This window comes from Maridesulfovibrio pacificus (SeqCode), from assembly GCF_048612815.1.
Lineage (GTDB): Bacteria > Desulfobacterota > Desulfovibrionia > Desulfovibrionales > Desulfovibrionaceae > Maridesulfovibrio > Maridesulfovibrio pacificus.
This window is the reverse complement of record NZ_JBLZNE010000001.1, coordinates 2,417,732-2,438,994: the sequence shown is the minus strand read 5'-3', so window position 1 is coordinate 2,438,994 and position 21,263 is coordinate 2,417,732. Positions and strand designations below refer to the sequence as shown.

The 21,263-nt window shown below is 48.0% G+C and carries 20 protein-coding genes and 7 tRNA genes; 5 read left to right on the top strand and 22 right to left on the bottom strand.

Annotation, left to right across the window (positions count from 1 at the left end; genetic code table 11):
• Positions 1-154: 154 nt before the first annotated feature.
• Complete coding sequence (locus ACNI23_RS11325) at positions 155-3,271, top strand: PAS domain S-box protein (protein WP_420248769.1); 3,117 nt, start codon at positions 155-157, stop codon at positions 3,269-3,271.
• Positions 3,272-3,426: 155 nt separating this feature from the next.
• A complete protein-coding gene (locus ACNI23_RS11320) occupies positions 3,427-3,927 on the top strand; it encodes a hypothetical protein (RefSeq protein WP_015852961.1) in 501 nt (166 codons plus the stop codon).
• A gap of 39 nt (positions 3,928-3,966) precedes the next feature.
• Here ACNI23_RS11320 and ACNI23_RS11315 read toward each other — a convergent pair whose 3' ends face one another.
• The 12 genes from ACNI23_RS11315 to ACNI23_RS11260 all read right to left on the bottom strand — a co-directional run bounded on the left by ACNI23_RS11315 (position 3,967) and on the right by ACNI23_RS11260 (position 14,961).
• Positions 3,967-4,830 (bottom strand): nitroreductase family protein, encoded by an 864-nt coding sequence (locus ACNI23_RS11315; RefSeq protein WP_420248767.1) that lies wholly within the window; start codon positions 4,828-4,830, stop codon positions 3,967-3,969.
• 181 nt (positions 4,831-5,011) lie between these two features.
• Positions 5,012-5,359 (bottom strand): amphi-Trp domain-containing protein, encoded by a 348-nt coding sequence (locus tag ACNI23_RS11310; RefSeq protein WP_420248765.1) that lies wholly within the window; start codon positions 5,357-5,359, stop codon positions 5,012-5,014.
• Between the two features lie 25 nt (positions 5,360-5,384).
• Positions 5,385-6,572: a GAK system CofD-like protein gene (locus ACNI23_RS11305; protein WP_420248763.1), complete on the bottom strand. Its 1,188-nt coding sequence runs from the start codon at positions 6,570-6,572 to the stop codon at positions 5,385-5,387.
• A 33-nt stretch (positions 6,573-6,605) separates the two neighbouring features.
• The gene (locus tag ACNI23_RS11300) at positions 6,606-7,706 is read right to left on the bottom strand and encodes an HprK-related kinase B (protein WP_420248762.1); all 1,101 of its coding nucleotides are present in this window, start codon (positions 7,704-7,706) and stop codon (positions 6,606-6,608) included.
• Positions 7,706-8,581: a GAK system ATP-grasp enzyme gene (locus ACNI23_RS11295; RefSeq protein ID WP_420248761.1), complete on the bottom strand. Its 876-nt coding sequence runs from the start codon at positions 8,579-8,581 to the stop codon at positions 7,706-7,708. Before ACNI23_RS11295 ends, ACNI23_RS11300 begins: the two co-directional genes overlap by 1 nt.
• Before the next feature lie 23 nt (positions 8,582-8,604).
• A complete protein-coding gene (locus ACNI23_RS11290) occupies positions 8,605-10,257 on the bottom strand; it encodes a PhoU domain-containing protein (protein ID WP_420248759.1) in 1,653 nt (550 codons plus the stop codon).
• Between the two features lie 3 nt (positions 10,258-10,260).
• On the bottom strand, positions 10,261-10,533 hold the full coding sequence (locus tag ACNI23_RS11285) for an amphi-Trp domain-containing protein (protein WP_420248757.1): 273 nt from the start codon (positions 10,531-10,533) through the stop codon (positions 10,261-10,263).
• Positions 10,534-10,629: 96 nt separating this feature from the next.
• Positions 10,630-11,772 carry a hypothetical protein gene (locus tag ACNI23_RS11280; protein ID WP_420248755.1) on the bottom strand — a complete coding sequence of 381 codons (1,143 nt, stop codon included), beginning with the start codon at positions 11,770-11,772 and terminating at the stop codon, positions 10,630-10,632.
• Between the two features lie 9 nt (positions 11,773-11,781).
• Positions 11,782-12,348: a GAK system XXXCH domain-containing protein gene (locus ACNI23_RS11275; protein ID WP_420248753.1), complete on the bottom strand. Its 567-nt coding sequence runs from the start codon at positions 12,346-12,348 to the stop codon at positions 11,782-11,784.
• A 207-nt stretch (positions 12,349-12,555) separates the two neighbouring features.
• Complete coding sequence (locus ACNI23_RS11270; RefSeq protein WP_420248751.1) at positions 12,556-13,080, bottom strand: HD domain-containing protein; 525 nt, start codon at positions 13,078-13,080, stop codon at positions 12,556-12,558.
• Positions 13,081-13,176: 96 nt separating this feature from the next.
• Positions 13,177-14,064 carry a LysR family transcriptional regulator gene (locus ACNI23_RS11265; RefSeq protein WP_420248749.1) on the bottom strand — a complete coding sequence of 296 codons (888 nt, stop codon included), beginning with the start codon at positions 14,062-14,064 and terminating at the stop codon, positions 13,177-13,179.
• A 9-nt stretch (positions 14,065-14,073) separates the two neighbouring features.
• The gene (locus ACNI23_RS11260) at positions 14,074-14,961 is read right to left on the bottom strand and encodes a LysR family transcriptional regulator (RefSeq protein ID WP_420248747.1); all 888 of its coding nucleotides are present in this window, start codon (positions 14,959-14,961) and stop codon (positions 14,074-14,076) included.
• A gap of 98 nt (positions 14,962-15,059) precedes the next feature.
• Between ACNI23_RS11260 and ACNI23_RS11255 the strand changes: the two genes are divergently transcribed.
• Positions 15,060-15,473, top strand: coding sequence for an NHL repeat-containing protein (locus tag ACNI23_RS11255; protein ID WP_420248745.1), 414 nt, complete (start codon positions 15,060-15,062; stop codon positions 15,471-15,473).
• A gap of 65 nt (positions 15,474-15,538) precedes the next feature.
• Here ACNI23_RS11255 and ACNI23_RS11250 read toward each other — a convergent pair.
• From ACNI23_RS11250 to ACNI23_RS11205, 10 genes are all read right to left on the bottom strand, one after another.
• Positions 15,539-15,616, bottom strand: a tRNA-Glu gene (locus ACNI23_RS11250).
• Positions 15,617-15,711: 95 nt separating this feature from the next.
• Positions 15,712-15,789 (bottom strand) — tRNA-Glu (locus ACNI23_RS11245).
• Between the two features lie 95 nt (positions 15,790-15,884).
• Positions 15,885-15,962, bottom strand: a tRNA-Glu gene (locus ACNI23_RS11240).
• A gap of 58 nt (positions 15,963-16,020) precedes the next feature.
• A tRNA-Gln gene (locus tag ACNI23_RS11235) sits at positions 16,021-16,095 on the bottom strand.
• A gap of 84 nt (positions 16,096-16,179) precedes the next feature.
• Positions 16,180-16,956 (bottom strand): class I SAM-dependent methyltransferase, encoded by a 777-nt coding sequence (locus tag ACNI23_RS11230; RefSeq protein ID WP_420248743.1) that lies wholly within the window; start codon positions 16,954-16,956, stop codon positions 16,180-16,182.
• 299 nt (positions 16,957-17,255) lie between these two features.
• Positions 17,256-17,333 (bottom strand) — tRNA-Glu (locus ACNI23_RS11225).
• A gap of 92 nt (positions 17,334-17,425) precedes the next feature.
• Positions 17,426-17,503, bottom strand: a tRNA-Glu gene (locus tag ACNI23_RS11220).
• 21 nt (positions 17,504-17,524) lie between these two features.
• Positions 17,525-17,599, bottom strand: a tRNA-Gln gene (locus tag ACNI23_RS11215).
• Between the two features lie 85 nt (positions 17,600-17,684).
• On the bottom strand, positions 17,685-18,032 hold the full coding sequence (locus tag ACNI23_RS11210; protein WP_420248742.1) for a hypothetical protein: 348 nt from the start codon (positions 18,030-18,032) through the stop codon (positions 17,685-17,687).
• A gap of 36 nt (positions 18,033-18,068) precedes the next feature.
• Positions 18,069-18,572 carry a DciA family protein gene (locus tag ACNI23_RS11205; protein ID WP_420248741.1) on the bottom strand — a complete coding sequence of 168 codons (504 nt, stop codon included), beginning with the start codon at positions 18,570-18,572 and terminating at the stop codon, positions 18,069-18,071.
• 182 nt (positions 18,573-18,754) lie between these two features.
• On the opposite strand from ACNI23_RS11205, the gene ACNI23_RS11200 reads away from it, so the two are divergent.
• Together ACNI23_RS11200 and ahcY are read left to right on the top strand one after the other, a co-directional pair.
• Positions 18,755-19,666, top strand: coding sequence for an ArsR/SmtB family transcription factor (locus ACNI23_RS11200; RefSeq protein ID WP_420248739.1), 912 nt, complete (start codon positions 18,755-18,757; stop codon positions 19,664-19,666).
• Between the two features lie 32 nt (positions 19,667-19,698).
• Positions 19,699-21,117 carry an adenosylhomocysteinase gene (ahcY, locus tag ACNI23_RS11195; protein WP_420248738.1) on the top strand — a complete coding sequence of 473 codons (1,419 nt, stop codon included), beginning with the start codon at positions 19,699-19,701 and terminating at the stop codon, positions 21,115-21,117.
• Positions 21,118-21,263: the final 146 nt, after the last annotated feature.

Below are 21,263 nucleotides of genomic sequence, written 5' to 3'. Positions count from 1 at the left end.
GAAAAATAAGCCTAAGTATGCTAAGATTGTTACAATATTTTTAATAAAGGCATATAGTTTGTCTTAGGTTGAATTAATTTATCACGAAATTTAGTGCACATTCTTTGCTTAATGGTTTAATTTTATTTCTCCAGCAATGGAAATATCTGATTTGATGAGTAAAAATAAGACTAGCCATAAGAGCCGTTCGGGCTACCGTATCCTTCTGATCTGTACGATTTTAATCTTTGCCGGATTTGTCGGACTGATTTTGTGGACGGGGTATTCCTCTCAGTTGCAGGTCAGGAATACTGCCCGCGAATTATTTGTCGGTGAATCCGCCAAACGGGCTATGGCTGTAAGTTTTTATTATTCCGAACGGGTTTCTGAATTGAAGCGTGTGGCCGCCAGTAAGTCTGTGCGCTCCCTGCTCAATGTATTGAAAGAAGGAGAGGGTGAAATTGTCCAGCAAGCTCCAGCAATAGCCGGAGATATATGTTCTCTGCTTAATCGAACTCTGGCTAAGAGAAATCTGGGGGACGAACTTGTTTTTTCACGGATTGCCGTACTTGATAAAGATGGTGATCTGATTCTGGATTCTGATAGCGAGTGTCTGTTGAATGCAGATGATTATGAGTTTTCCAGATTCAGGGTCCGGTATGGGACTCCTGCTTTTTTTGCGGGAGAGTATGGCGGGGAGCTTTCTATTGTCGTCAGTGTACCCATTGATGTTTCCCAGGGGATAAGGGGGACTGTTGTCGGCTGGACCAGAATTGAAAGTTTGCATCGAAGCCTCGAGTTTATGACGATATCTCCTTCTATGGGCATCGATTTTCTGCGTGTTGGCGGGGTGGTGGTCGCTGTCTCAGACCTTTCTGCCCGCCAGAGTGGCGAGTTGCTGCTCATGGATGTTCTTCATGACTGGGACGGCCTTACTGTTCTGGAAGCCGGTAAATCTGGCCGTGAAGTTGACTATCTGGCTATTTCCTCGCCAGTTCAGGGGACATCACTCAGCGTAATAAGTCTAGTCGAAGAGGAACAGTTCTTCGGATTTTTAAGTATCAGGATGCAGTTTGCACTGTACCTGTTTATCTTCATTTTGATCTCAGTAGGGTGTTTCTGGCTTATCCGGGGAGTGCTGCGAAATAAGATTTATGAAGCTCGAATGCAGGAGGCCTCCCGTAGAATAGATGAGGTTAACAGGCAGAAGGATAAGGTCGAGCAGGAGATCAGGAATCGACATCTTGCGGATGCCTTGCGCAGACGGGCTGAGATTAAGTTTCGCGATATTTTTGATAATGCCCCCATGGGAATTTTTCAGGCGACTTTGGACGGAAGTTATCTGACTGCAAACAAAGCTCTTGCGGAATTATACGGCTATGAGAACAGCGATGAACTGATCTCGGAAGTTTCCAGTGTCGGCGATCAGGTTTATATGAATAGTCAGGACTGGCAGCGTTGTGTGCAGATGTTGCGTTTTGCCGGACAGGTTGCTTCGTATGAAGTTGAATGCCAGCGTAAGGATGGTGGCACGGTCTGGACCTCAAGAGACATGAGGCTTGTTGAATCTGAGCCGGGAATGTCTGCTTATGTGGAAGGATTTGTAATTGATGTAACTGCCCGGAAAAAAGCAGAAAAAGAGCAGCAAAAAAGTGAGTGGCGGTTTAGGTCCCTATTTGAGAATTCCCCGGTCGCCCTGTGGGAACTCGATCTGAGTTCAGTAAAAGATATTTTTGATTCTTATGGCCCGGACATGCTGCCGGTTATCCGCGAAGAGCTTCTGTCTGATCACAAGTCTGTGTCTCGATGTGTAGAGCACATACGAATAATTGATGCCAATAACCGTACCATTGAGTTTTTCGGAACATCCTCTCTTGAACAGCTGATCGATGACGGCTTCTCTCCCTATGTGACCCAGCATTCATGGCGTATTTACAGGACTGTTTTTCTGGATCTGCTCAAAGGTGCCGAAAGGCATCGCAGTGAATTCAGTTTTCTGCGTCTGGATGGCAGGGAACAGTTTTTTATTCTTAACCTGACCATTGTTCCGGGGTGTGAAGATTCTTGGGAGCGGGTCCTTGTTGCTGTTGAAGATATTTCTGAATTGAAAAGGATTGAGAAAGAGCTGAGAAGCAGCAGGGAAGAGGCGCAGGAAGCCAATGAGGCCAAAGGGCGTTTTCTGGCAAATATGACCCATGAGTTCAGAACTCCCATGAATGCTGTCAAAGGTATGGTTCAGTTGCTTCAACGCTCAGAATTGACTTCTGAGCAGCAGGAAAATCTGAGGTTGATCAAGTCGTCAGTAGACAGTCTGCTGGTCATTGTTAACGATATTCTTGATTATTCAAAGCTTGATTCTGTTCATATGGAATTAAATGAAGAAAATATCGACTTCCCGGCTTTCCTGCAGGAGATGCGGGCTGTTGTCGATATCGGGGCCATGAATAAGCCTTTGCAGGTGATCCTTGAAGCTGAGAATGTGCCGGATTGTGTACGCGTGGACAGTCTCAGGCTGCGTCAGGTTCTGGTCAATCTGCTTGGAAACGGGGTCAAGTTTACTGATAAAGGAAATGTGACCCTTAGATGCAGACCGGAGGGGACTGTTGGCGAAGGGAATAAGCTTCATCTGCTTTTTGAGGTTTCGGATACCGGAATCGGTTTGCCCAAAGATGGTGCGGAATCCTTATTTGAATCCTTTGTACAGGCCGACCCGAGTATTACCAGAAAATTCGGGGGAACCGGTCTTGGACTGGCTATCTGCTATAAGCTGGTCAAGCATTTGGGCGGTGAGCTTTCAGCCCGTAACAATGAGCAGGGGGGTGCTTTATTCTCTTTTGTACTGCCAGTTGAAGTGTGCCAAAACGTAAATCAGCCGCAGGAAGCTGTTAACGGTTCTGAAAAAGACTCTGATTTAGTTGATTATTCCGGCTTGAAGGTTCTGGTGGCCGAGGATAGCAAGATGAACCGTATTCTGTTGCGCAAGGTTTTTGAGAAGAACGGCCTTACAAACTATGTGATGGTCGAAAATGGCAAGGATGCAGTGGATACATTCAATGAATCAGATGATTTCGATATAATTTTTATGGATATCCAGATGCCTGTGCTTGATGGCTTTGGTGCTGCGCGCGCAATACGTAAAACCCATTCTCCGGTCAGGATAGTGGCCCTTACAGCCAATGTGGGCGAAGATTTTCTTCAGAGGTGTTTTGACAGCGGTATGGATTCACGCATTACTAAGCCTTTTAATGTTGATGATTTGCTGGCTGAGCTGGCTAAGGTTATAAAATACTAGCGCTTGAATTTGTTGTTTTGCGCAGCATACCGGCTGTTTTTCTGTGTCCGATATTTCTTGAACGGTTTTGATTACGATGGTAATTCCCTAGTCGTGGCGTAGACTATTAGGTCGCTGATAGTTTTTTAGTTTGATGACTTTACAGGCGAATTACGATGATAAAGGCTCTTGCACAGAAGAAATATAATTATTTACGTGTGGCCCCTTTACCTCATTTTGTTCTGGGGCTTTGTATCGGCATGGTCGTGACTTTGGCATGGCTTGCTGCTGAATTTTACCGTGACGGGCATAGTCTGGGGTTTATCACCTCGGCTGCAATTGCAATGAGCTGGGTGACCGGGGCTTTCTTCTCCGTAGCTGATATTATCAGCCGTTACCGGGAATATTTGCGTATTCGCAAGATGCTCGTTGATAAAGGGTTCAGCGATAAAATATTCAAAGCTGTCGCAACTTCAAGATGCCAGCGCGATGCCGCTCTATGGGCCGCAAGGCAGACCGGATATGGCTGCCTCGCTAAAAAGGTGTACCATCGTCTGGGATACCGCTGGTATCACGTCATGCCGGACATGCTGGTCCGCAATCCCTTCCGGATTTTTACTCCGAAATTTCTACGCACGGCCTTCATGCCCGGTAAGCGTGTTAATGAAGAAAAATAAAATTACCCCCATTTTCTATAGAAAATGGGGGTAATTTTTTTAGTGCGTATTAGGACGGGCACGGAAAATGAATTTCCCGTCCTGTTCTTCAGCTACGGCTTTGTGCCGCGGTGGAATACTGCGGTACTTAACTGCCGGATGACCGAGGAAAAGAGCTCCGTGGGCCATATGTCCTTCGGGAACTCCGAGGTAATCCAGCACCTTCTGGCTGTATGCCGCTGCCAGCACCACATATCCGGCCCAGCAGGTTCCATATCCTTTCGCATGAGCCGCAATCTCAAGGGTGTTGGTGGCGATTACAGTGTCGGCCTGTGGGGTAATGCCAAGCTTCGGTGCCCATGCAACCGCAACAGCAGGAGCATCGCGACAGATCACGTCTTTGCCTTTTTTCCAGGTATTAACCAATCCGGCAAGAAACAGTTTTTCCGCCAGCGGATTCTTCTGCTGCACCATTTCTTCCATCCATTCAACAACGATTATTCCCAGTTCATGGACCTTCTCAGGTGTATCAAGGACTGTCCATGAAACAGGCTGGGCACTGTGACCGGAAGGAGCATAGGCTGCGGTGTGGATAAGCTCGCCTACCTCATCTGCGCTGATATTCTTCTTTTTGAATTTACGCACGGAGCGGCGGGTTTTGATCAGTGTTTCAACAGCAGCGGAGTCAGGAAGGTCTTCTTTGCTGAAGGGCTCTGCTGCTTGTCCTTCAAAAGCACTCAGGGTGATGGCCCCGGTGGGGCAGATGGCCATACAGTGGCCGCAATTGATACAGTAGTTGGTTTTCTTGGGGTGGACTACGGGGACTTGCCCTTTTTCTTCCACGGTCAGGACCATGAGCGGGCATTCATGTACACAAAGTTCGTCCCTTTTACAGAGTTCAGTGTCAATAATAACTGGTAACATTTAAGTGTCCTGTGTTTGTGTGGTGAATTTGGTATTCGGAATAAATAAGCATTGTTCGTGGTTTGACCAGCGTAAAATGGAGCGGAGCAATATTGGTGAGCGTTATTTCTCACTAGAGGATAAAAAACTCCTCCCTATTTGATTTAGAGAGGAGTTGGAATATATGCGTTGAGTTAATGTGTTACTCAGCTTTTTTAATGACCCTTGCCTTGCCGAAATCAGGTTTTGGCTCTTGAGTTTCATCTTCGGGATCATCAGGCCCGGATTCAGTAATGTTGAAATCCTCAACCTCAATCGGTTCCACTTTCCAAGAAAGTTCCATACTGAGTTTGTTTTTCAGCTTCTTGGTTTTGGCCTTGATTTCCATACTGATTTGGCCAGAAGGATTCAGGGTTAGTGAATCTTCGCCGTTCTGGATAACCATGTTTCCTGATTTGAAGTTTTTCAGGATGTCTTCCAGAATGGCTACGGCTTCTTCATGCCCGACTTTCTTTTTCAGGCTTACCTTGTTTCTACCTTCTTTACTCATATGTACCTGCCTTTTTATTCGGTAGTCAGGTCAGCGAAAGCAGGGCCTGCGAGAGAAGTTCCGGGTCCAGGTAGGGGGTGCTTTCCTCGCTGACAAGTTCGCAGTCGATTACCCTGATACCGAGTTTGTTTATCTCTTTTTTATCGATTCCATCGGGATAAATGCCGTTCACCGAGTCCACAAGAACGAAATTGAGCACATCTTTGATCTCGATGTTTTCAGGATCATCCTTGCGCAGGTAGTAGAGAAGCTTCTTGATCTGGTCAGTCAGGGAGTGCCCTTTCAGTTCCGGATCGGTTCCGGTGTTGGGGGTGAAAACTTTGGGGCATTTGCTCTTACTGACAGCCCTGCCGATGCCTTCGGGCAAGAGGTTGGCTACTACGCTGGAATAGAAACTTCCCAAAGGGTAGCAGATCAGTTCCGCACTGTTGATCAGTTTTGTCATTTTTTCGCGAATCTGGACTGTGCAGGGGGTGGAGTCGCTTAGCTTTTCAGCCAGCCAGAGTTTCCTGATGCCGGAACCGATGGGTGAGGCTTCCTTTCCGGTAAGCAGGTGCTGTCCGACAACGAAGGTCCCGTCCTCCAATTCTGCCGCCAGATGGACGTCCATGTTCACTGTGGGACGTACTGTTCCGCGTACTTCGACCAGCTTGGAAAAAATATAGATTACCGGGTCTATATGACGGCGGTTGCTGATGTATCCCGCGGTTAAAATTATATTGCCGATGCTGGCTCCGCGCAGATTGAAATCATCCATGATGTCGGCAAATTTAATGAAATGGTTGCGGATGATTTTACGCATGGGGGCCGGAATATCGCGTACAAGACGGTGCTTGCATTCCATCATTTCTTCAAATTCAGCGCGCAGTTCATTTTCTTCGGCGTCGCTTGGCAGGCGATAGGAAAAAAGTTTGTATATCTCAGGGTTGCCAAGGACTGACTGGTCTGCAAGGGCCATAAGCCTGTTACGGATATCGCCCACAGCCAGCATATTGAAATGATTGCGGATGACTGCAGAACTTCCCCCGGAATCAAAGGGGGTGATCACATGGATACTGTTGTGGGTGTACTGGGTAAGTACTGAGGAAGTCTTTTTAAGCGCAGTTCCGCCGCTGAAAAAGAGTATTCGGGGGCCGAGGTCCGGGGTTCTTCTATAACGTTCCAACTTGATCGGGTCCGGCACTCTGACCTCTCGTTCGATTTTTATGCGCATCAACTTCCTTGGGTTGGTCATAATTAATGTTGATTAAAGTTTGCCTTCTTTCATGAATTTAAGGCAGGCATCGGCAGCTTTATCAAAATCCACACCGCCGCTGATTTCAATGAGAGTTGTCTTTGACAGAAAATCAGCATAGGCGTCAACATCAGGATCCATTTCATTTTTCGGAGAGTCCGGTAGGTAGAAGAGTCCGGTCCCTTTCATAAAGGCCGGAAGCAGGTCCTTACGTTCCTTGGGATCAACAATCTTTATCTCAGTTTCAGAGTTGTCTCGCTGCCAATTAAGGATAACCAGCCCGCTCATAGGAGCTTTGAGTATAAATTTGTCCTTGCCGTAGCATTCATCTATGAGGGCATCGTATTTATGTTCCAGTTCCCAGAGTTCTTCCTTGGGCATGGATATGAACTTTTCCTTATCTTCAGGGGCAACAATGCAGGAAAGGTCTGGGTTGTTTAGAGCTGTTCCGGGGTTGATGCGCGGCTGCTTGGCAACGCCGTACATGGTCAGGGAGTTACCGTTATCTTCGGCGTTCTCTTCAGCCATGATCCGGTCATTGCTGACGAAAGTTGTCCCGCGGCTCATCAGGTGCAGGGCGAGGGTTGATTTGCCCATGCCCGAAAATCCGGCCATGGCAATTCCGCGCCCGTTTTCAATAACCCCTGCGGCATGTCCCAGATAGCAGCCATTGTTGAGCTTGAACTCTATAAAGCGGTTGTTGATGAAGTTTATGAGCTGGTTGGAGTTTTCAATGCAGGGACCGATAGCGATGTTCTCGCCTCCACCGAAGACGAAGATCATTCCGGTCAGTCTTTTGTAGACCACGCGACCGTCGGGGAGATCGTGAAATTCTTCCTTGATCTTGGTCTTACCCGGATCAGGCTGTTTTACGGTGTATTCAAGGCCGAGGTCCACTGCAGGGCATTCGTGCGCAGTGATCAGGATGTCTCCTTTTTCAGCGTCGACCAGAAATTCTTTGAAGTAATTGTTCAGGTCGGTCAGTAAGTCAGAGCTGTTGACCCGTGTTTCAATTACGCAGCCGCCGAAATCAATAAACAGGGACTTGGGGGCCGGGAATTCTCTGCGGTATTTTTCAACAATTGCTGATCTGGTCATTGCGGTCTGGTTCATTATCCTTTCACCTTATCTATTACATAGTCTACGTAATGGGCAGCAGCATCAATGCCTCTTGCATCGCGCAGGCCGCGGAAGCCCCCGAAAGCAGATACTTCAAAAATAAAGGGGCCGTCAGGGGTGATGGCTACGTCTACACATGTGAAATCAAGGTTGAAGATAGCCTGAGCCTTTTGCGCAAGGTCGATGATTTCCTGCGGAGGATCAATGGGGGCGTACTTTCCGCCGTTCACGGTTGTAGTGTTCCATGAATCCGTGGTTTTGCAGCGGGCGTAAGTGGTCAGATATTCACCGCCGAGAAAGACTATGCCGAGGTCGCTGTCATTGAGGTCGATGGTCTTTTGGATGTACATGGTGTTGTACTCTTTATGATAATCCTCAATTGTTTTTCGAGCCTCAGGACCGGGTTTAAGGACGAACATGCCTCGTGCCTTGGTGCTGTACAGGGGCTTGAATACTGCCTCGCCGTATTCTTCAACTGCTGCCAGAGCGTGGTCCACGTCTTCGGTGACAGTGGTCGGGGGCATGGGAATGTCTCCCAATTGCAGAGAAATGGTGCAGGTAAGGCGATCCAGCACGCGCAGGATAGAATAGGGTGATGAAAAGATTTTTAATCCGCGTCCTTCAAGCATGCGCAGCATTTCAAGGCGGTCCAGCAGGTCCGGTGAGTATTGCCTGCCTATTTTTTTGATGATCAGCGCGTCATAAGTTGAAAGGTCTTCGCCTTCCACAACGGCCCTCCCGGAGGGGAGGTCAAGACGCATGTCCTGCATCTCGAATATTCTCGGTTCCCGGCTTGTTTTATCAGCGACTGCCTTGGCCAGCTGTTCGGAGGACCATGCGCCTTTAAGTCCGATTACACCTATTTTCATTGTCAGCACCTTTTCGAAAGCTTTTAGTAATGAAGGATGTCTTCCGGTAGAATGAAATTATTCCATTTACCGTTGTAGCGGTTCATCTTTTCCAGCAGGAACATGGAACGGTTGAACATTTCTTTGGCAAAAGTGTAGTTGAACTCGAAACGAGTGGATGTGTAGAAGGAGCGCGCCAGGGCAAGGGCAAGGCGTGCCTGCCAGGTTTCGTCTTTGTTTTCCTGAGCAAATTCTTCCGCAAAGCTGTACATGCGTGAAATCACGGCATTGATTTTGTTTCTGATAGGCCTTTCAAAGACCGGCATACGGAAGCCGGAAACAAGGAAGACCGAAATATCCTGAATGTAGTCAAAGTCGCGGGAGCGATGCAGGTCGATGAATCTGACCCTTTCGTCCTCGTTGCTGTAAACCACATTGTTGCAGTTGAAATCGCCATGAATGAATACAGTGAACGGGGCCGGAAGAGATTTTTCAATTGCCGCACACTCATTGAGCAGGGCTTCGGAGGAAATGATTTCAGCATTTCCCATCTGGCGCGCATTGCGGTGAAATTCAGGGTGAACCTGCAATACTCCATTTTGGCGCGATTTGAGCTGGGCCATGAAGGTTGTCGGAGCAGGGCTGTCTTTTTTGGTGATGTTCCAGACGTGGCGCAGGGTTTGTTCTAGGGTGAACAGTGCGTTTTCAAGGTCTGCGTCATCAGAGGTCAGGATCATGGTATCGAGAGTACATCCGGGCAGAAACTCGACCAGCATGGAACCTTTATTTTCATCCTTGTTTTCGTGGAATCCGAAGATTTCAGGCACCATGCCTGGAAAGCGTTGGTTCCATTGTTCAAGGCTGTTCCTTTCCAGCTTGATTTTATCGAGATTGCCTTCTTTATAAATACTTCCCTGAGCCACCGGGGGAGCCTGATCCTTGTCTTTGGTCTGGACATGGCCTATGCGGCATCCGGAGCGCGATCCCCAGATTCCCTGAAAGTCGATATCCGAGAATGAACCGTCGTAACCGGAAACGCTCAAAGTCTGCTGTAATGATTCAAACTGCTCAATTTTGATGCGCTCGCCGAGGATTGAAAAAATGATTGATTCACCGATATTGAGCAGGGAATCGCCGATCCTTTCAAGGTAGCGGAAGATGAAGAGACAGGTTACGCGGTCAGGAATGTTTTTACCGCTGCCCATCTCGGCCATGATGCGGTTGAAATTGTCCTTGTAAAGCGAATCCAGCCGGTATTCCGATTTACATATTTCAAGGGCCAGAGGCATATCTTCCGAACTGAAACCTTCAGCAATCTTTGCAACTGTTTCTTCGATGATATCAAAGGCTTCGGCGCATTCGTAACGGTTAACGCAACCTTTATCCTCCAGATAGGCCATCTGGTTGATAATGTTGACGCAATGATCGCCGATACGTTCCAGATTGACCGATGAAACCTGAATTGCCCTGATCTTGTTCAGCAGCTTGGTGTCGAGGTCCATGGTGCTGTTGATGCGGGAATAAGACTTGTTTTCGATGACAGTCTTCAGGTTATCAATGTAGTCGTCGCGAGAGGTTATCTTGCGAAACAGGGAACGGGAGGGCGAAGCCACGAATTCCCGGGTAGCCTTAAGTTGGTTCAGTACCTCGAGGATGAGGAACTTGAAGTTTTCATCCAACCCTTCAAATGTGAGCATAATTTATGTGTCGATGTTTAGGGTTTTGTCGCTGGGATTATCGTTTCCGTCGGAATCTTTCCAGCCGATTTTAATATTTATCTTGTTGCCGTTTTCTTTGCGTCTTGCTTTTACAGTGAAGTTAAGCAGACCTTCAGGGTGCAGCTCGATTTCATCACCGTTGGTGGAAAGCTTGATCTTTCCGGACTCAAAGCCTTCCACAAGGGATTGCAGGAATGTACGGATTGTATCCGTATCCTGCAGTGATTCAAATACGAATTTCTTTTCACTTGCCATCAGAATTCTCCATAGATGTTTTGCTGCTTACTAGCACTTTGGGTAATGAGAATGATTGCAGCAAGGTAAAGATTCGATGACGAAGATAAAATTATTCTAGCCGGCCATGCGGGCTTTGTATTCCTGTATTACTGAATGGCGGTCGATTCCGGCCACAATAAGTTTTTTCCTGATATTCAGGTCGTCCCAAGCAGGCTGCAGACCTATTTCCCGGGCCGCTTTGGTCGCATCCTGAGTGTCCAGCGGCTTGGTCTTTTCACTCATATGGCAATCATCGCCCATGAAGATCAGCAGTTCCTTGCTCCCGGCGGAACGGGATGCATTCTGCTCGTTAACCACGGAAATAAGGAAGTCGGTGTAGCGCTGGGATTGCGGGTTCCAGACTTCAATTCCGTCCACATCATATTTTGCCAGTAGGACGGGCCAGAATTCTTCGGGGTGGGGGATAACCACGCAGCCGCCGAGGGAACGCGCTTCTTCGATTACCTCTGTCGCCCGGTAGAAGAATTTCAGGGAGAAGTCGGCTTTGACCTGCTTTTTAATTTCCTTGAGATAGGCCTGAATGCGGTTGATCAGGTTATCACCGTATTTGGGGCGCATGGCGTCAAAGTAATTGCTCAGCAGTTTGTTTTTGATGGAGTCCTTGGGTACGCTGGACCACTCTTCATCAAGCATGGTTTGGATTTTAGTTACGTAGACCCGGACCATTTCCACGAGATCTGCATCCGCACCAGTGGCTTTGGCTGCTTTTTCCACTCGCTCTTCCATGGGTTTGGTAATGGAGTCCATGTATTCGAAAAGCTGGGAGGAGCGGTATTTGAAAGTATGAGCCAGCATGGATTTAAGAACGTGGGCCTCTTTGACCTTTTCGTTTTCAAAATGAAGCAGGAGCTGTACTTTCTGGTTGAATCCGCTGGCATAGCAGTCCACTTCAACCCCGGTGTAATCCCCGTAACTCATAAGCACATTGTGCTGCGTGGGGATCATCAGTTTGTCGTGCACATTGGGGAACATTTTTTCCACGCGCTGGGAGATATATTTGAATGGCACAAATTCCGGGTGCCAGTGCACTGCCAGCAGGGTTTCCTGCCGGGCATGGATTTTTGTGGGCGTGACCACCTGTTCTATCTGCCAGTCGGCAAGTTCGGTGGATATTACTTCGTGGAACCGTGCACGGTCCTCGTCTGTTATTTCGGGGGAAACTTTTACTGCCGCGGGGCAGGAGGCTGCTGTGTTCATGTTGTTCTCTTATTTGTACCTAGAATGGCAGTGGGCGGTGATGCTGTTGATCTCGTCACAGGCATTGTGCGCAGCCTGCACGTCTGAATCATTGCAGGCTTGCTGAAATTTTTCGCAGGCGGCAATGAACTCGTCATAGTATTCATCTCCGTGGCCTTCAAAACTGACCATGGTGCGTGAATCTGCCATAAACTCTTCCACCACCTCAGGCGGGGGGAGTGTTCCCGCATGTACGGATTTAAAGATTACCTTAAAGGAAGCTTTCATCCTTTTTTTGAGGTTCTTATAGTTAGGTTTGGTATCGATGTCCTGTTCTGCGGGTGAAGCAGTATCTGTTTCCGGCAGGTCTTCCGTTTCGCTGGACATGGAAGTGGGCATGGGCTTGGCAGTAACTTTTACGGCGGTGTGTCCGTATTCATTACGGATGTTGATTTTCAGCTTTTTGAACCCCTCAATCATAACAAGATAGGCATCATCTTCGGAGGCTCCTCCTTCAATTGCGTCCGCAATTTTACGAAGGAATTCCGGAAGTTCTCCGGGCTGTATATATTTTTCAATTTTGCTTTTTTTAGCCATCCCTTTCTCCTGATCTGCAAGATTTTAATAGGGTTTTGTATGGAAACTAAGATTGATAGCTGAGTTTTACTTTGTAAGTATCGCGAAACTATTACAAGTTTGCAACGTTAAGATTCAATTATAACCCTATCAGAGCCGGAAACGCAAAAGCCCGCAGGCATTGTTACATGCTTGCGGGCTTTGTCTGGTAAATATTCAGAGCTGAATTTAATCTTCAGCAATGGCAAGCTCTTCAAGATTCTTGCCGGTTTCCTGTTCGATGGAGGTCTTGATGCGCAGGGCAACTTCCTTGCTTTGTTTCAGTTTCGCAAGGAGCTTATCATCGGTGCAGGATTCGATTTTATGGTCAAACATATAGACAACAGTGACCATCTGGTCGCCTTTAACCAGCTTGTCGGCAATAAAGACGATCTCTTTTTCTGTAACCGGAAGATTGCCGGAAAATTCGATGTCGTTATGAGCGGCAACAATGTCCGCTACTTCATTGTAGCCGTTCTCGCGCACAATGGCGGCTCCGGCAGCAGCATGGTCCGGCTGACCCTTGGCAATGTCATGCAAAAGGGCAGCTGCAGTGATCAGGGCCATATTCGGTCCACGGTCACGCAGCCATTTCAAGTCGCGCCCGATGCGGCGGGCTACATCACGCACAATTCGGGAGTGGATAATACTCGCTTCCGGTGTTTTGTTGGAGGCGAGGAGTTGTTCGCATTGTTCTGGGGTTGGGATGGGCATTGGGTCGGTTCCTTTATATAATGAAGATTGCGAGTGTTGAGCTAAATTTTGATTTGAATGTCGGATTTATTATAATCAAAAAAATATCAGAATAAACTATTCATCCATTCGTTTCTTATAAAACTCAATGAAATTCCTTACCAGCGGGGTTGTGTTTTCTGGATGCCAGGCCATGACGACTTCAAGTGGTGAATAGTCGCAATCAACAGGCTTGAGCACCACTTCATCCGGGACGATGGCTTTGGAGTTGCAATCTGTAAAAGTCCAACCCAACCCGGAGGCTATGAAGACGGTTCCTGTGTGTTTTCGTTTGTACTTCATTCCAAGCTTGAGTTCCAAGCCTTCCGCCTTAAACTGTTTTTGAATTTTGTTTACCCGCTGCTGACAATATGCTTCCCGGCTGCATATGTAAGGTAGTTCGGCAAGATCTTTTAACGTGAGTATTTCTTTCTTAGCTAAAGGATGCTTTGCAGGTATGGCCGCGCAGGATTGGGTACGATGTACAGTGTAGCTGGATAATGATTCGGTGTTTGATATGTTTCCTGTCAGGAAAGCAATGTGCCTTCTGCCTTCCTGAATCCCTCGAATCTGATCGTGGCTGCTTTCGTCGTGCAGGATCAGATCTACGTTTGGATACTCTTTCATATAGTCTCCAACGATATCAGGAAAAGATGAGGATAGTGTCAGGTATACGAAGCTGACATGCAGCTTTCCGGCTGTGCCGTCTCCCATTGCTTGCAAGGTCGCTTTTGAGCGATCCATAATAGCCAGCATTTCCTTGGCTTCTTTGAGAAAATATTTCCCTGCATCAGTCAGCTCAACTTTGCGGTTGGTTCGTTTAAAAAGCTCGACTTCAAGTTCTTCTTCAAGATTTTGAATCTGTCTGCTGAGCGGTGGTTGCTGAATATGAAGCCTCTCCGCTGCCTTTCCAAAATGAAGTTCTTCGGCAACAGCCTGAAAATAGCGAAGTTGTCGCATGCGCATAATGATACTCTACTCCCCAATCTGCCCCTTATAAAATTCAATGAAATTCCGGACCAGCGGGGTCATTCGTTCCGGATTCCAGATCATACCGATCTCAAAGGGGTGCAATTCTATCTCCAAAGGTTTGAGAGCTATTCCATCGGGGATGGTCCCGGCCGAGTCGCTGTTGATCACTGTCCAGCCTAATCCGGCGGCTACGAAGACGTTCCCGGTATGTTTACGTTCGTATTGCATGCCTATTTTTAACTCAAGATCCCGCTCTCCAAATATCCTCTGCATCTCTTTTACCCGCATGCGGCAGTATGAGTCAGTGCTGCATATGTAAGGCAGTTCTGAAAGGTCTTTCAGGGTCAGCACATCTTTTTGCGCCAGAGGGTGGCTTGCCGGGATAGCCGCACATGATTCGCATTTGTGCACGCTCATGCTGGCGAGTCCATGCAGGTCAACCAGCTTCATGGTAACAAAGCCAATATGTCTTGTTCCCTCTTTTACAGCATTGACTTGAACGTAAGTATTCTCGTCATGAAGAACGACATCTATTTCAGGGTAATTATGGATGAAGTCTCCCATAATTTCCGGGAATGCCGATGACAAGGCCAGATAGATAAAGCTTACTTTCAACTTTCCTGCTGTGCCGTTGCCCATGGCTTGGAGGGTTGTCTTAGAGCGGTCCATAATAGCCAGCATTTCTTTGGCTTCCTCAAGGAAATACCTCCCTTCATCAGTCAGCTCGACTTTACGGTTGGTGCGTTTGAACAGCTCGACTTCAAGCTCTTCTTCAAGATTTTGAATCTGCCTGCTGAGTGGCGGTTGCTGGATATGAAGCCTTTCCGCTGCCTTTCCGAAATGGAGTTCTTCGGCAACAGCTTGAAAATAGCGAAGTTGACGCATGCGCATAATGATACCTTTTTGATCTCAAAAAGTAGTTAAATGGTATTGGATTGATATTATAGACTGGCGTAAGTTTAATCAAACACAAATTGGAGGTATTCAAAATGTACGGGTTGTATTTTTCAGGTTTTGTGGGCCGGAGTGTTCTCGCTGTCGTGTTTGTGATGTCTCTTCTGGTAGTTATGCCGGAATCGTCCATGGCCGGAATGCTGGTGGCAGAGGGCAAGAGAAACCACTACATCGCCAATCAGGAAGAGGGAATTATCTATATACTGTACGGTGATGGTGAGTGGGTGCGTTTTGCGGACGGATTCGGGCGTATAAGCGGTCTTTGTGCTGCTCCTGATAATTCAGTTTATGTGCTCTCAGAATCGCAGCTCAGGCTGTTTCGGGTAGCTGTAAATGGAAAGGTGCAGATGGTCAGGAAGTTGAAATCTTGTCCGCAGGCTATTTTTGTGGACCGGGATGGAGAGGTGAAATTTGTTCAGCGAAATGGGGTGGTCACGGGGATTAATTAAGGGCGTCCGGTCAGGAAAGCAAAAAAGGATTGAATCTTTCGATTCAATCCTTTTTTTATGAAAAGTGGCGTCCCCAAGGGGATTTGAACCCCTGTCGCCTGCGTGAAAGGCAGGTGTCCTGGGCCAGGCTAGACGATGGGGACGCATCTTAAATATGTATCTGCTTCAGTGGCCTGAATCACTATTAACGAAGCCGATTTTATATAAAGACTTGGCTAGCAAGTCGTTCTGAACTGAGTGGCGTCCCCAGGGGGATTTGAACCCCCGTCGCCGGCGTGAAAGGCCGGTGTCCTGGGCCAGGCTAGACGATGGGGACGCATCTCAAATATGTACCTGCTTCAGTGGCCTGAATCACTTTTAACGAAGCCGGATTTATGGGGCGACCTTCTGGCTAAAGGTCATTTTCACTGATGGCGTCCCCAGGGGGATTTGAACCCCCGTCGCCGGCGTGAAAGGCCGGTGTCCTGGGCCAGGCTAGACGATGGGGACGCATCTGTATAAAAGACCCTCTTCAGATACCTGGTAGGTGAAGAGGGCGAAAATTGGCTGGCTGGGACACAAGGACTCGAACCTTGATTAACGGAACCAGAACCCGTCGTCCTGCCAATTGAACGATGTCCCAGCAGCGAGAAAGAGGTATATGTAGATTAGCTCATGCTGTCAACAAGAAAATAAATCTTTTTCTGAAAAAGTGAAGGGGGAGGATCTATCCCCTTTCCGCCAAACAAACCGCATACTGAAAAAATCCTTTCATGGTAATGGTTTCATCAATTTTTAATGCTTGAGTCAGCAGCGGGGAATCCTCTTCTATGTTCACTAGAACATCGTTTAGGGCGGTATGGTAAATTGTGCCTCCGGTGGGGATAATATTGGGGGCCGGGAGCAGTTCCTTGAGAGCGGGGATGATTGAAGCCGAGTCGGCAGCTTCGGAAGGGTCGGCGGCGATCATCTGTTTGAGTGATGGTCTTTCTACTTGCTGCTGGAATTTCCCGCCAAGCGGATTGTTGTAGATTTCAGGGGGCAGGTTCTTTCTGAAGTAGTTGATCTGTTCCAATTCTGCATCGGACCATTGAAATCTGGTGCTCCCCACAAAATCATTCATGTAGAACAGACCGCCCGGACGCAGGCAATCGTATGTTCTTGCGATTGCGTCCCGTGAATTAAACATGTGGTGCAGGGAGTTGTCCCAGTGGATGAGGTCGAATTCTCTTGGTTGCTCTTCGAAGAAATCATTGTTGATGACCGTTACCTTATCCCCGCATCCCGCGCTTTCAAAGAGATGCTTGGCAAGCTCGCAATTCTTCTTGCTCAGTTCGTAGAGGTAGAAATGGTCAACCAAACCCTGCTTTACGAATTCCAGTTCCTTGTGCGCACCGCCACAGCCGATGGAAAGGGCCTCGCTGAATGAGTCGCCGTTAAGAAATGCTTTTATGAGCTGGATGGGGCCTTCGCTGACTCCTGCAAGACATTTACCGCAAACCATACGGTTGATGTGTCCGACAATTCCAGGGGACTTCCACCAGCGGTCACGCTGAGGTGTGGCTTGTGCGCGATGTGTATCCCAGTGTTGCCCGATGACCTTGTCGATTTTTTTTTGCTCATGTGAATCTCAGTTGAAGTGATGGTTATTCTCTATGGATTGCCCAAACACAGTTGTGCTGTCAACTTGGGTGAGGAGAATTAACGGGCAGAGTGAAAAGCAAGGAGGGCAGGGGAAGTATTTAGTTCTGAGCTTTAAAAAACGAAAAAGCCCGAATCTTGCGAATCGGGCTTGAAATTTCGTGGCGTCCCCAAGGGGATTTGAACCCCTGTCGCCTGCGTGAAAGGCAGGTGTCCTGGGCCAGGCTAGACGATGGGGACGCATCTTGAATATGTACCTGCTTCACTATGGCCTTTTAGCGTGAAGCCGGATTTTGGCTGACTTGTTCTGGCAGTTCAAGTCTTTTTTTGAGTGGCGTCCCCAAGGGGATTTGAACCCCTGTCGCCTGCGTGAAAGGCAGGTGTCCTGGGCCAGGCTAGACGATGGGGACGCATCTCATAAAATTTGTTGTTGGCTGGGACACAAGGACTCGAACCTTGATTAACGGAACCAGAACCCGTCGTCCTGCCAATTGAACGATGTCCCAGCAACGAGAAGAGTGTTTATTGCAACTGTCTCTTCCTGTCAACAACTATTTCCGAAATACTTTAATATTTCCGGAAATAAAATTATTACAGCGCTCTAGAGAGTGCGCGAGTCTGCTTTTTCATTCTGTTGATTTTGCGGCGGAGCTGTGCACGATCTTTGCGACCTTCAACAGCTTTTTTCTCGATGCGCATGTCTCTCATCTTTCTTTTAATGGAAAGAATCTGATCTTTGTAAGGGGAAACTGCGCCTTCTTCTTCCTCGATTCCGAGGTATTCCTTGATGTTGGAAATCAGTGTTTCCTTGTCCATACCGGAAGCACCAGCGATCAGGGGCATTTTGTCCATGCAGAGCTGACGCAGGTCTTTGGTGGTCATTTTGTCGAGGGGCTTCTTCAGTTCAAGACTCTCGAGAGTAGGGGTTTCATCGCTCATAATATCCTCCTTAAGGTGGGCTTTATGCCCTGAAATTTATGAATTTTCAAAAAGGCGGACGTATTTTAGATAACATCTTCCGACCGCCGATTCTGGATCAAACTTGTCTTTCAACCCGCCTATTTTGCCGGGATTTTTGATCTTGGCGTCCTTGAACTGAGCACGCTTTAATTCGTACCCGTCCAATGGAACCCTGCCGTTTAACAGCTCGAATAGTACCTTGTCAAAGACTTCTTCACCAAAAAATGAATTTATTCTTTCAAGGATCTCCGGGGCGAAATATGAGAGCTCCTGCGCAGCTACGGAATCATCGGATGCGAGGATTAGAGTGCGTTTGCGGTGTCCCAGTGGTTTGGCGAATTCGGCCAGCTCTCCCATGAGCTCGGGCCATGCTTTCCAAAGCCTTGGAATCATGAGCTTGTACTGCCCGTCCAGATCGGAAACATAGTCACCCATGGCTTCACCCAAGTGGCGTGTTGTTCGCTGCCGGGGGTGAAATACCCGCTTGCGGGGACCGTTATATTTTTTCTTTGCTGCCATATTATATGTTATACTCGTAATGTTCGTTCGATGAAGCTTCTTTATACAACAAATCCTTTATTGGCAAAAGGTTTCACCCAGCCGTATTATATTAGTGCTTGACGCTTTTGAAAGTGACGGGTAGTGCTCATTGATATTTCGTTATATAAAGGTTTTGTTATGTTTTGCCGATGGGGTGTTTGATGGAAATTTTGAAATTCAGCAAAGCGTTGTCCGATGAGATTCGCATCAGGCTTTTGGCCATGCTTCGGGATAACGAACTCAACGTGGGTGAGGTTGTGCAGGTGTTGGGAATGTCTCAGCCCCGTGTGTCCCGCCATTTGAAAATCATGCATGAGAGCGGCCTTCTGGAATCCAGAAGGGAGGGTCTCTGGAATTTCTACCGTCTGGCCCGTTCCGGCAGCGGCAACCGTTTTTCGGAATCCATCAGCTGGCTTATTGAGAATGAGCCGGAGGTTGAGGAAGATCGCATCCGGGTAGCCAAGGTTCTGGCCGAGCGAAATCTGGAAACGCGCAAGTTCTTTGATGAAATAGCTGAAGATTGGGAGCGTTTGCAGAGTGATGTGTTCGGTGATTTCAATTTGGATAACGAATTGTTGAACCTAGTGGACCGTTGTAACGTAGGTGTTGATCTTGGTTGCGGAAACGGTTCCTTGCTGGAAAGTCTGCTTTCCAAATGTAATACCGTGATCGGTGTGGACAGCTCACCCAAGATGCTCGAACTGGCGGAAAAACGTTTGGGTAACCATCCTGACGTCAGCCTGCGTATCGGTGAACTTACCCACCTGCCCCTGCGAGACTGGGAAGCAGACCTGACCTTTATATCAATGGTTCTTCACCACCTCCCGCGCCCGGACAAGGCTGTAGCCGAAGCAGCGCGGACTCTTTCCAGTGGTGGTAAATTGGTCGTTGCTGATTTTCTGTCTCATGCTAATGAGCGTATGCGCAGCGAATTCGGTGACCGCAGACTTGGTTTTACAGAAGAAGAACTCAGCGGCTGGATGAAGGATGCCGGACTCGGCTCCATGGATATCCGCCGTTATCCAGTAAATGAAGGACTGACCGTCCTTGTATGTATATCAACGAAAAAATAAGTGGGCGGTAGCCCGTAAATTTGGAGGTTTCAATGCTTAAAGTAGATCCTAAGCTTGATTACAAAGTCGCTGACATTTCCCTCGCTGACTGGGGTAACAAAGAAATGCAGCTTTCCGAGCGCGAAATGCCCGGTCTCATGTCTATCCGTGAAAAGTACGGTAAAGAGAAACCCCTCAAAGGCCTCAAAGTCATGGGCTCCCTGCACATGACCATCCAGACCGCAATGCTCATCGAGACCCTGTATGCTCTGGGTGCTGACATCCGCTGGGCTTCCTGCAACATTTTTTCTACTCAGGACCACGCAGCAGCAGCTATCGCAGCTAACGGTACCGCTAAGGTATTCGCATGGAAGGGCGAAACCCTCGAAGAATACTGGTGGTGCACCGAGCAGGCCCTGACCTGGCCTGACGGTTCCGGTCCTGACCTCATCGTTGACGACGGCGGCGACGCAACCCTGCTCATTCACCACGGTGTTAAAGCAGAGAAAGACGCTTCCATCCTTGATGAGAAGACCGACAACAAGGAATTCCAGTGCGTTCTGGATCGCCTGAAACTTTCCGTTGCTGAAACTCCCGGCAAATGGACTGCTATCGCAGAAAAAGTACGCGGCGTTTCCGAAGAAACCACCACCGGCGTACACCGCCTCTACCAGATGCAGGAAGCAGGCGAACTGCTCTTCCCCGCAATCAACGTTAACGACTCCGTTACCAAATCCAAGTTCGACAACCTTTACGGTTGCCGCGAATCACTTGCTGACGGTATCAAACGCGCTACCGACGTTATGATCGCCGGTAAAGTCGTTGTTGTTGTCGGTTACGGTGATGTAGGTAAAGGTTGTGCCCAGTCCATGCGCGGTTTCGGTGCTCGTGTTCTCGTTACCGAGATCGACCCCATCTGCGCACTTCAGGCTGCAATGGAAGGCTTCGAAGTCTGCACCATGGCTAACGCTGTTGAGCGCGGTGATGTCTTCGTTACCTGCACCGGTAACTACCACGTTATCACCGGCGAGCACATTTCCAAGATGAAAGATGAAGCAATCATCTGCAACATCGGTCACTTCGATAACGAAATCGAAATGGGCTACCTCGAAAACAGCAAGACTGCCAAGAAGATCGAAATCAAACCTCAGGTTGATAAGTGGGTTATGGAATCCGGCAAGTCCGTCATCGTTCTTGCCGAAGGCCGCCTCGTAAACCTCGGTTGCGCTACCGGTCACCCCAGCTTCGTAATGTCCAACAGCTTCACCAACCAGGCTCTTGCACAGATCGACCTTGCTAAGAACGAGTACGAGCCTAAAGTAATGATCCTCTCCAAGAAACTCGACGAAGAAGTTGCAAGACTCCACCTCGAGCGCCTCGGTGTTGAGCTTGATGTTCTTTCCAAAGAACAGGCCGACTACATCAGCGTTGCTGTTGAAGGTCCTTACAAGCCTGATCACTACCGCTACTAAGATTAATGTCCTTTACGGGATGTTGATTTGAATATTGGATTCCGCAGTGTTTCGGCGCTGCGGAATTTTTTATTCTGATACATTTTCCTTTACATTTGCCGAATAATAAGTCACTAACTCCCACCTCGGCGTGACTGGACGCATGC

Excerpts from the sequence above, each read along its gene's own strand:
- ACNI23_RS11290 (WP_420248759.1), bottom strand. The coding sequence starts at position 10,257 with ATGCTCACATTTGAAGGGTTGGATGAAAACTTCAAGTTCCTCATCCTC.
- ACNI23_RS11285 (WP_420248757.1), bottom strand. The coding sequence starts at position 10,533 with ATGGCAAGTGAAAAGAAATTCGTATTTGAATCACTGCAGGATACGGAT.
- ACNI23_RS11280 (WP_420248755.1), bottom strand. The coding sequence starts at position 11,772 with ATGAACACAGCAGCCTCCTGCCCCGCGGCAGTAAAAGTTTCCCCCGAA.
- ACNI23_RS11205 (WP_420248741.1), bottom strand. The coding sequence starts at position 18,572 with ATGGCAGCAAAGAAAAAATATAACGGTCCCCGCAAGCGGGTATTTCAC.
- ACNI23_RS11325 (WP_420248769.1), top strand. The coding sequence starts at position 155 with ATGAGTAAAAATAAGACTAGCCATAAGAGCCGTTCGGGCTACCGTATC.
- ACNI23_RS11270 (WP_420248751.1), bottom strand. The coding sequence starts at position 13,080 with ATGCCCATCCCAACCCCAGAACAATGCGAACAACTCCTCGCCTCCAAC.
- ACNI23_RS11230 (WP_420248743.1), bottom strand. The coding sequence starts at position 16,956 with ATGGTTTGCGGTAAATGTCTTGCAGGAGTCAGCGAAGGCCCCATCCAG.
- ACNI23_RS11315 (WP_420248767.1), bottom strand. The coding sequence starts at position 4,830 with ATGTTACCAGTTATTATTGACACTGAACTCTGTAAAAGGGACGAACTT.
- ACNI23_RS11320 (WP_015852961.1), top strand. The coding sequence starts at position 3,427 with ATGATAAAGGCTCTTGCACAGAAGAAATATAATTATTTACGTGTGGCC.
- ACNI23_RS11310 (WP_420248765.1), bottom strand. The coding sequence starts at position 5,359 with ATGAGTAAAGAAGGTAGAAACAAGGTAAGCCTGAAAAAGAAAGTCGGG.
- ACNI23_RS11260 (WP_420248747.1), bottom strand. The coding sequence starts at position 14,961 with ATGCGCATGCGTCAACTTCGCTATTTTCAAGCTGTTGCCGAAGAACTC.
- ahcY (WP_420248738.1), top strand. The coding sequence starts at position 19,699 with ATGCTTAAAGTAGATCCTAAGCTTGATTACAAAGTCGCTGACATTTCC.
- ACNI23_RS11295 (WP_420248761.1), bottom strand. The coding sequence starts at position 8,581 with ATGAAAATAGGTGTAATCGGACTTAAAGGCGCATGGTCCTCCGAACAG.
- ACNI23_RS11305 (WP_420248763.1), bottom strand. The coding sequence starts at position 6,572 with ATGCGCATAAAAATCGAACGAGAGGTCAGAGTGCCGGACCCGATCAAG.
- ACNI23_RS11210 (WP_420248742.1), bottom strand. The coding sequence starts at position 18,032 with ATGAGCGATGAAACCCCTACTCTCGAGAGTCTTGAACTGAAGAAGCCC.
- ACNI23_RS11200 (WP_420248739.1), top strand. The coding sequence starts at position 18,755 with ATGGAAATTTTGAAATTCAGCAAAGCGTTGTCCGATGAGATTCGCATC.
- ACNI23_RS11275 (WP_420248753.1), bottom strand. The coding sequence starts at position 12,348 with ATGGCTAAAAAAAGCAAAATTGAAAAATATATACAGCCCGGAGAACTT.
- ACNI23_RS11300 (WP_420248762.1), bottom strand. The coding sequence starts at position 7,706 with ATGAACCAGACCGCAATGACCAGATCAGCAATTGTTGAAAAATACCGC.
- ACNI23_RS11255 (WP_420248745.1), top strand. The coding sequence starts at position 15,060 with ATGTACGGGTTGTATTTTTCAGGTTTTGTGGGCCGGAGTGTTCTCGCT.
- ACNI23_RS11265 (WP_420248749.1), bottom strand. The coding sequence starts at position 14,064 with ATGCGCATGCGACAACTTCGCTATTTTCAGGCTGTTGCCGAAGAACTT.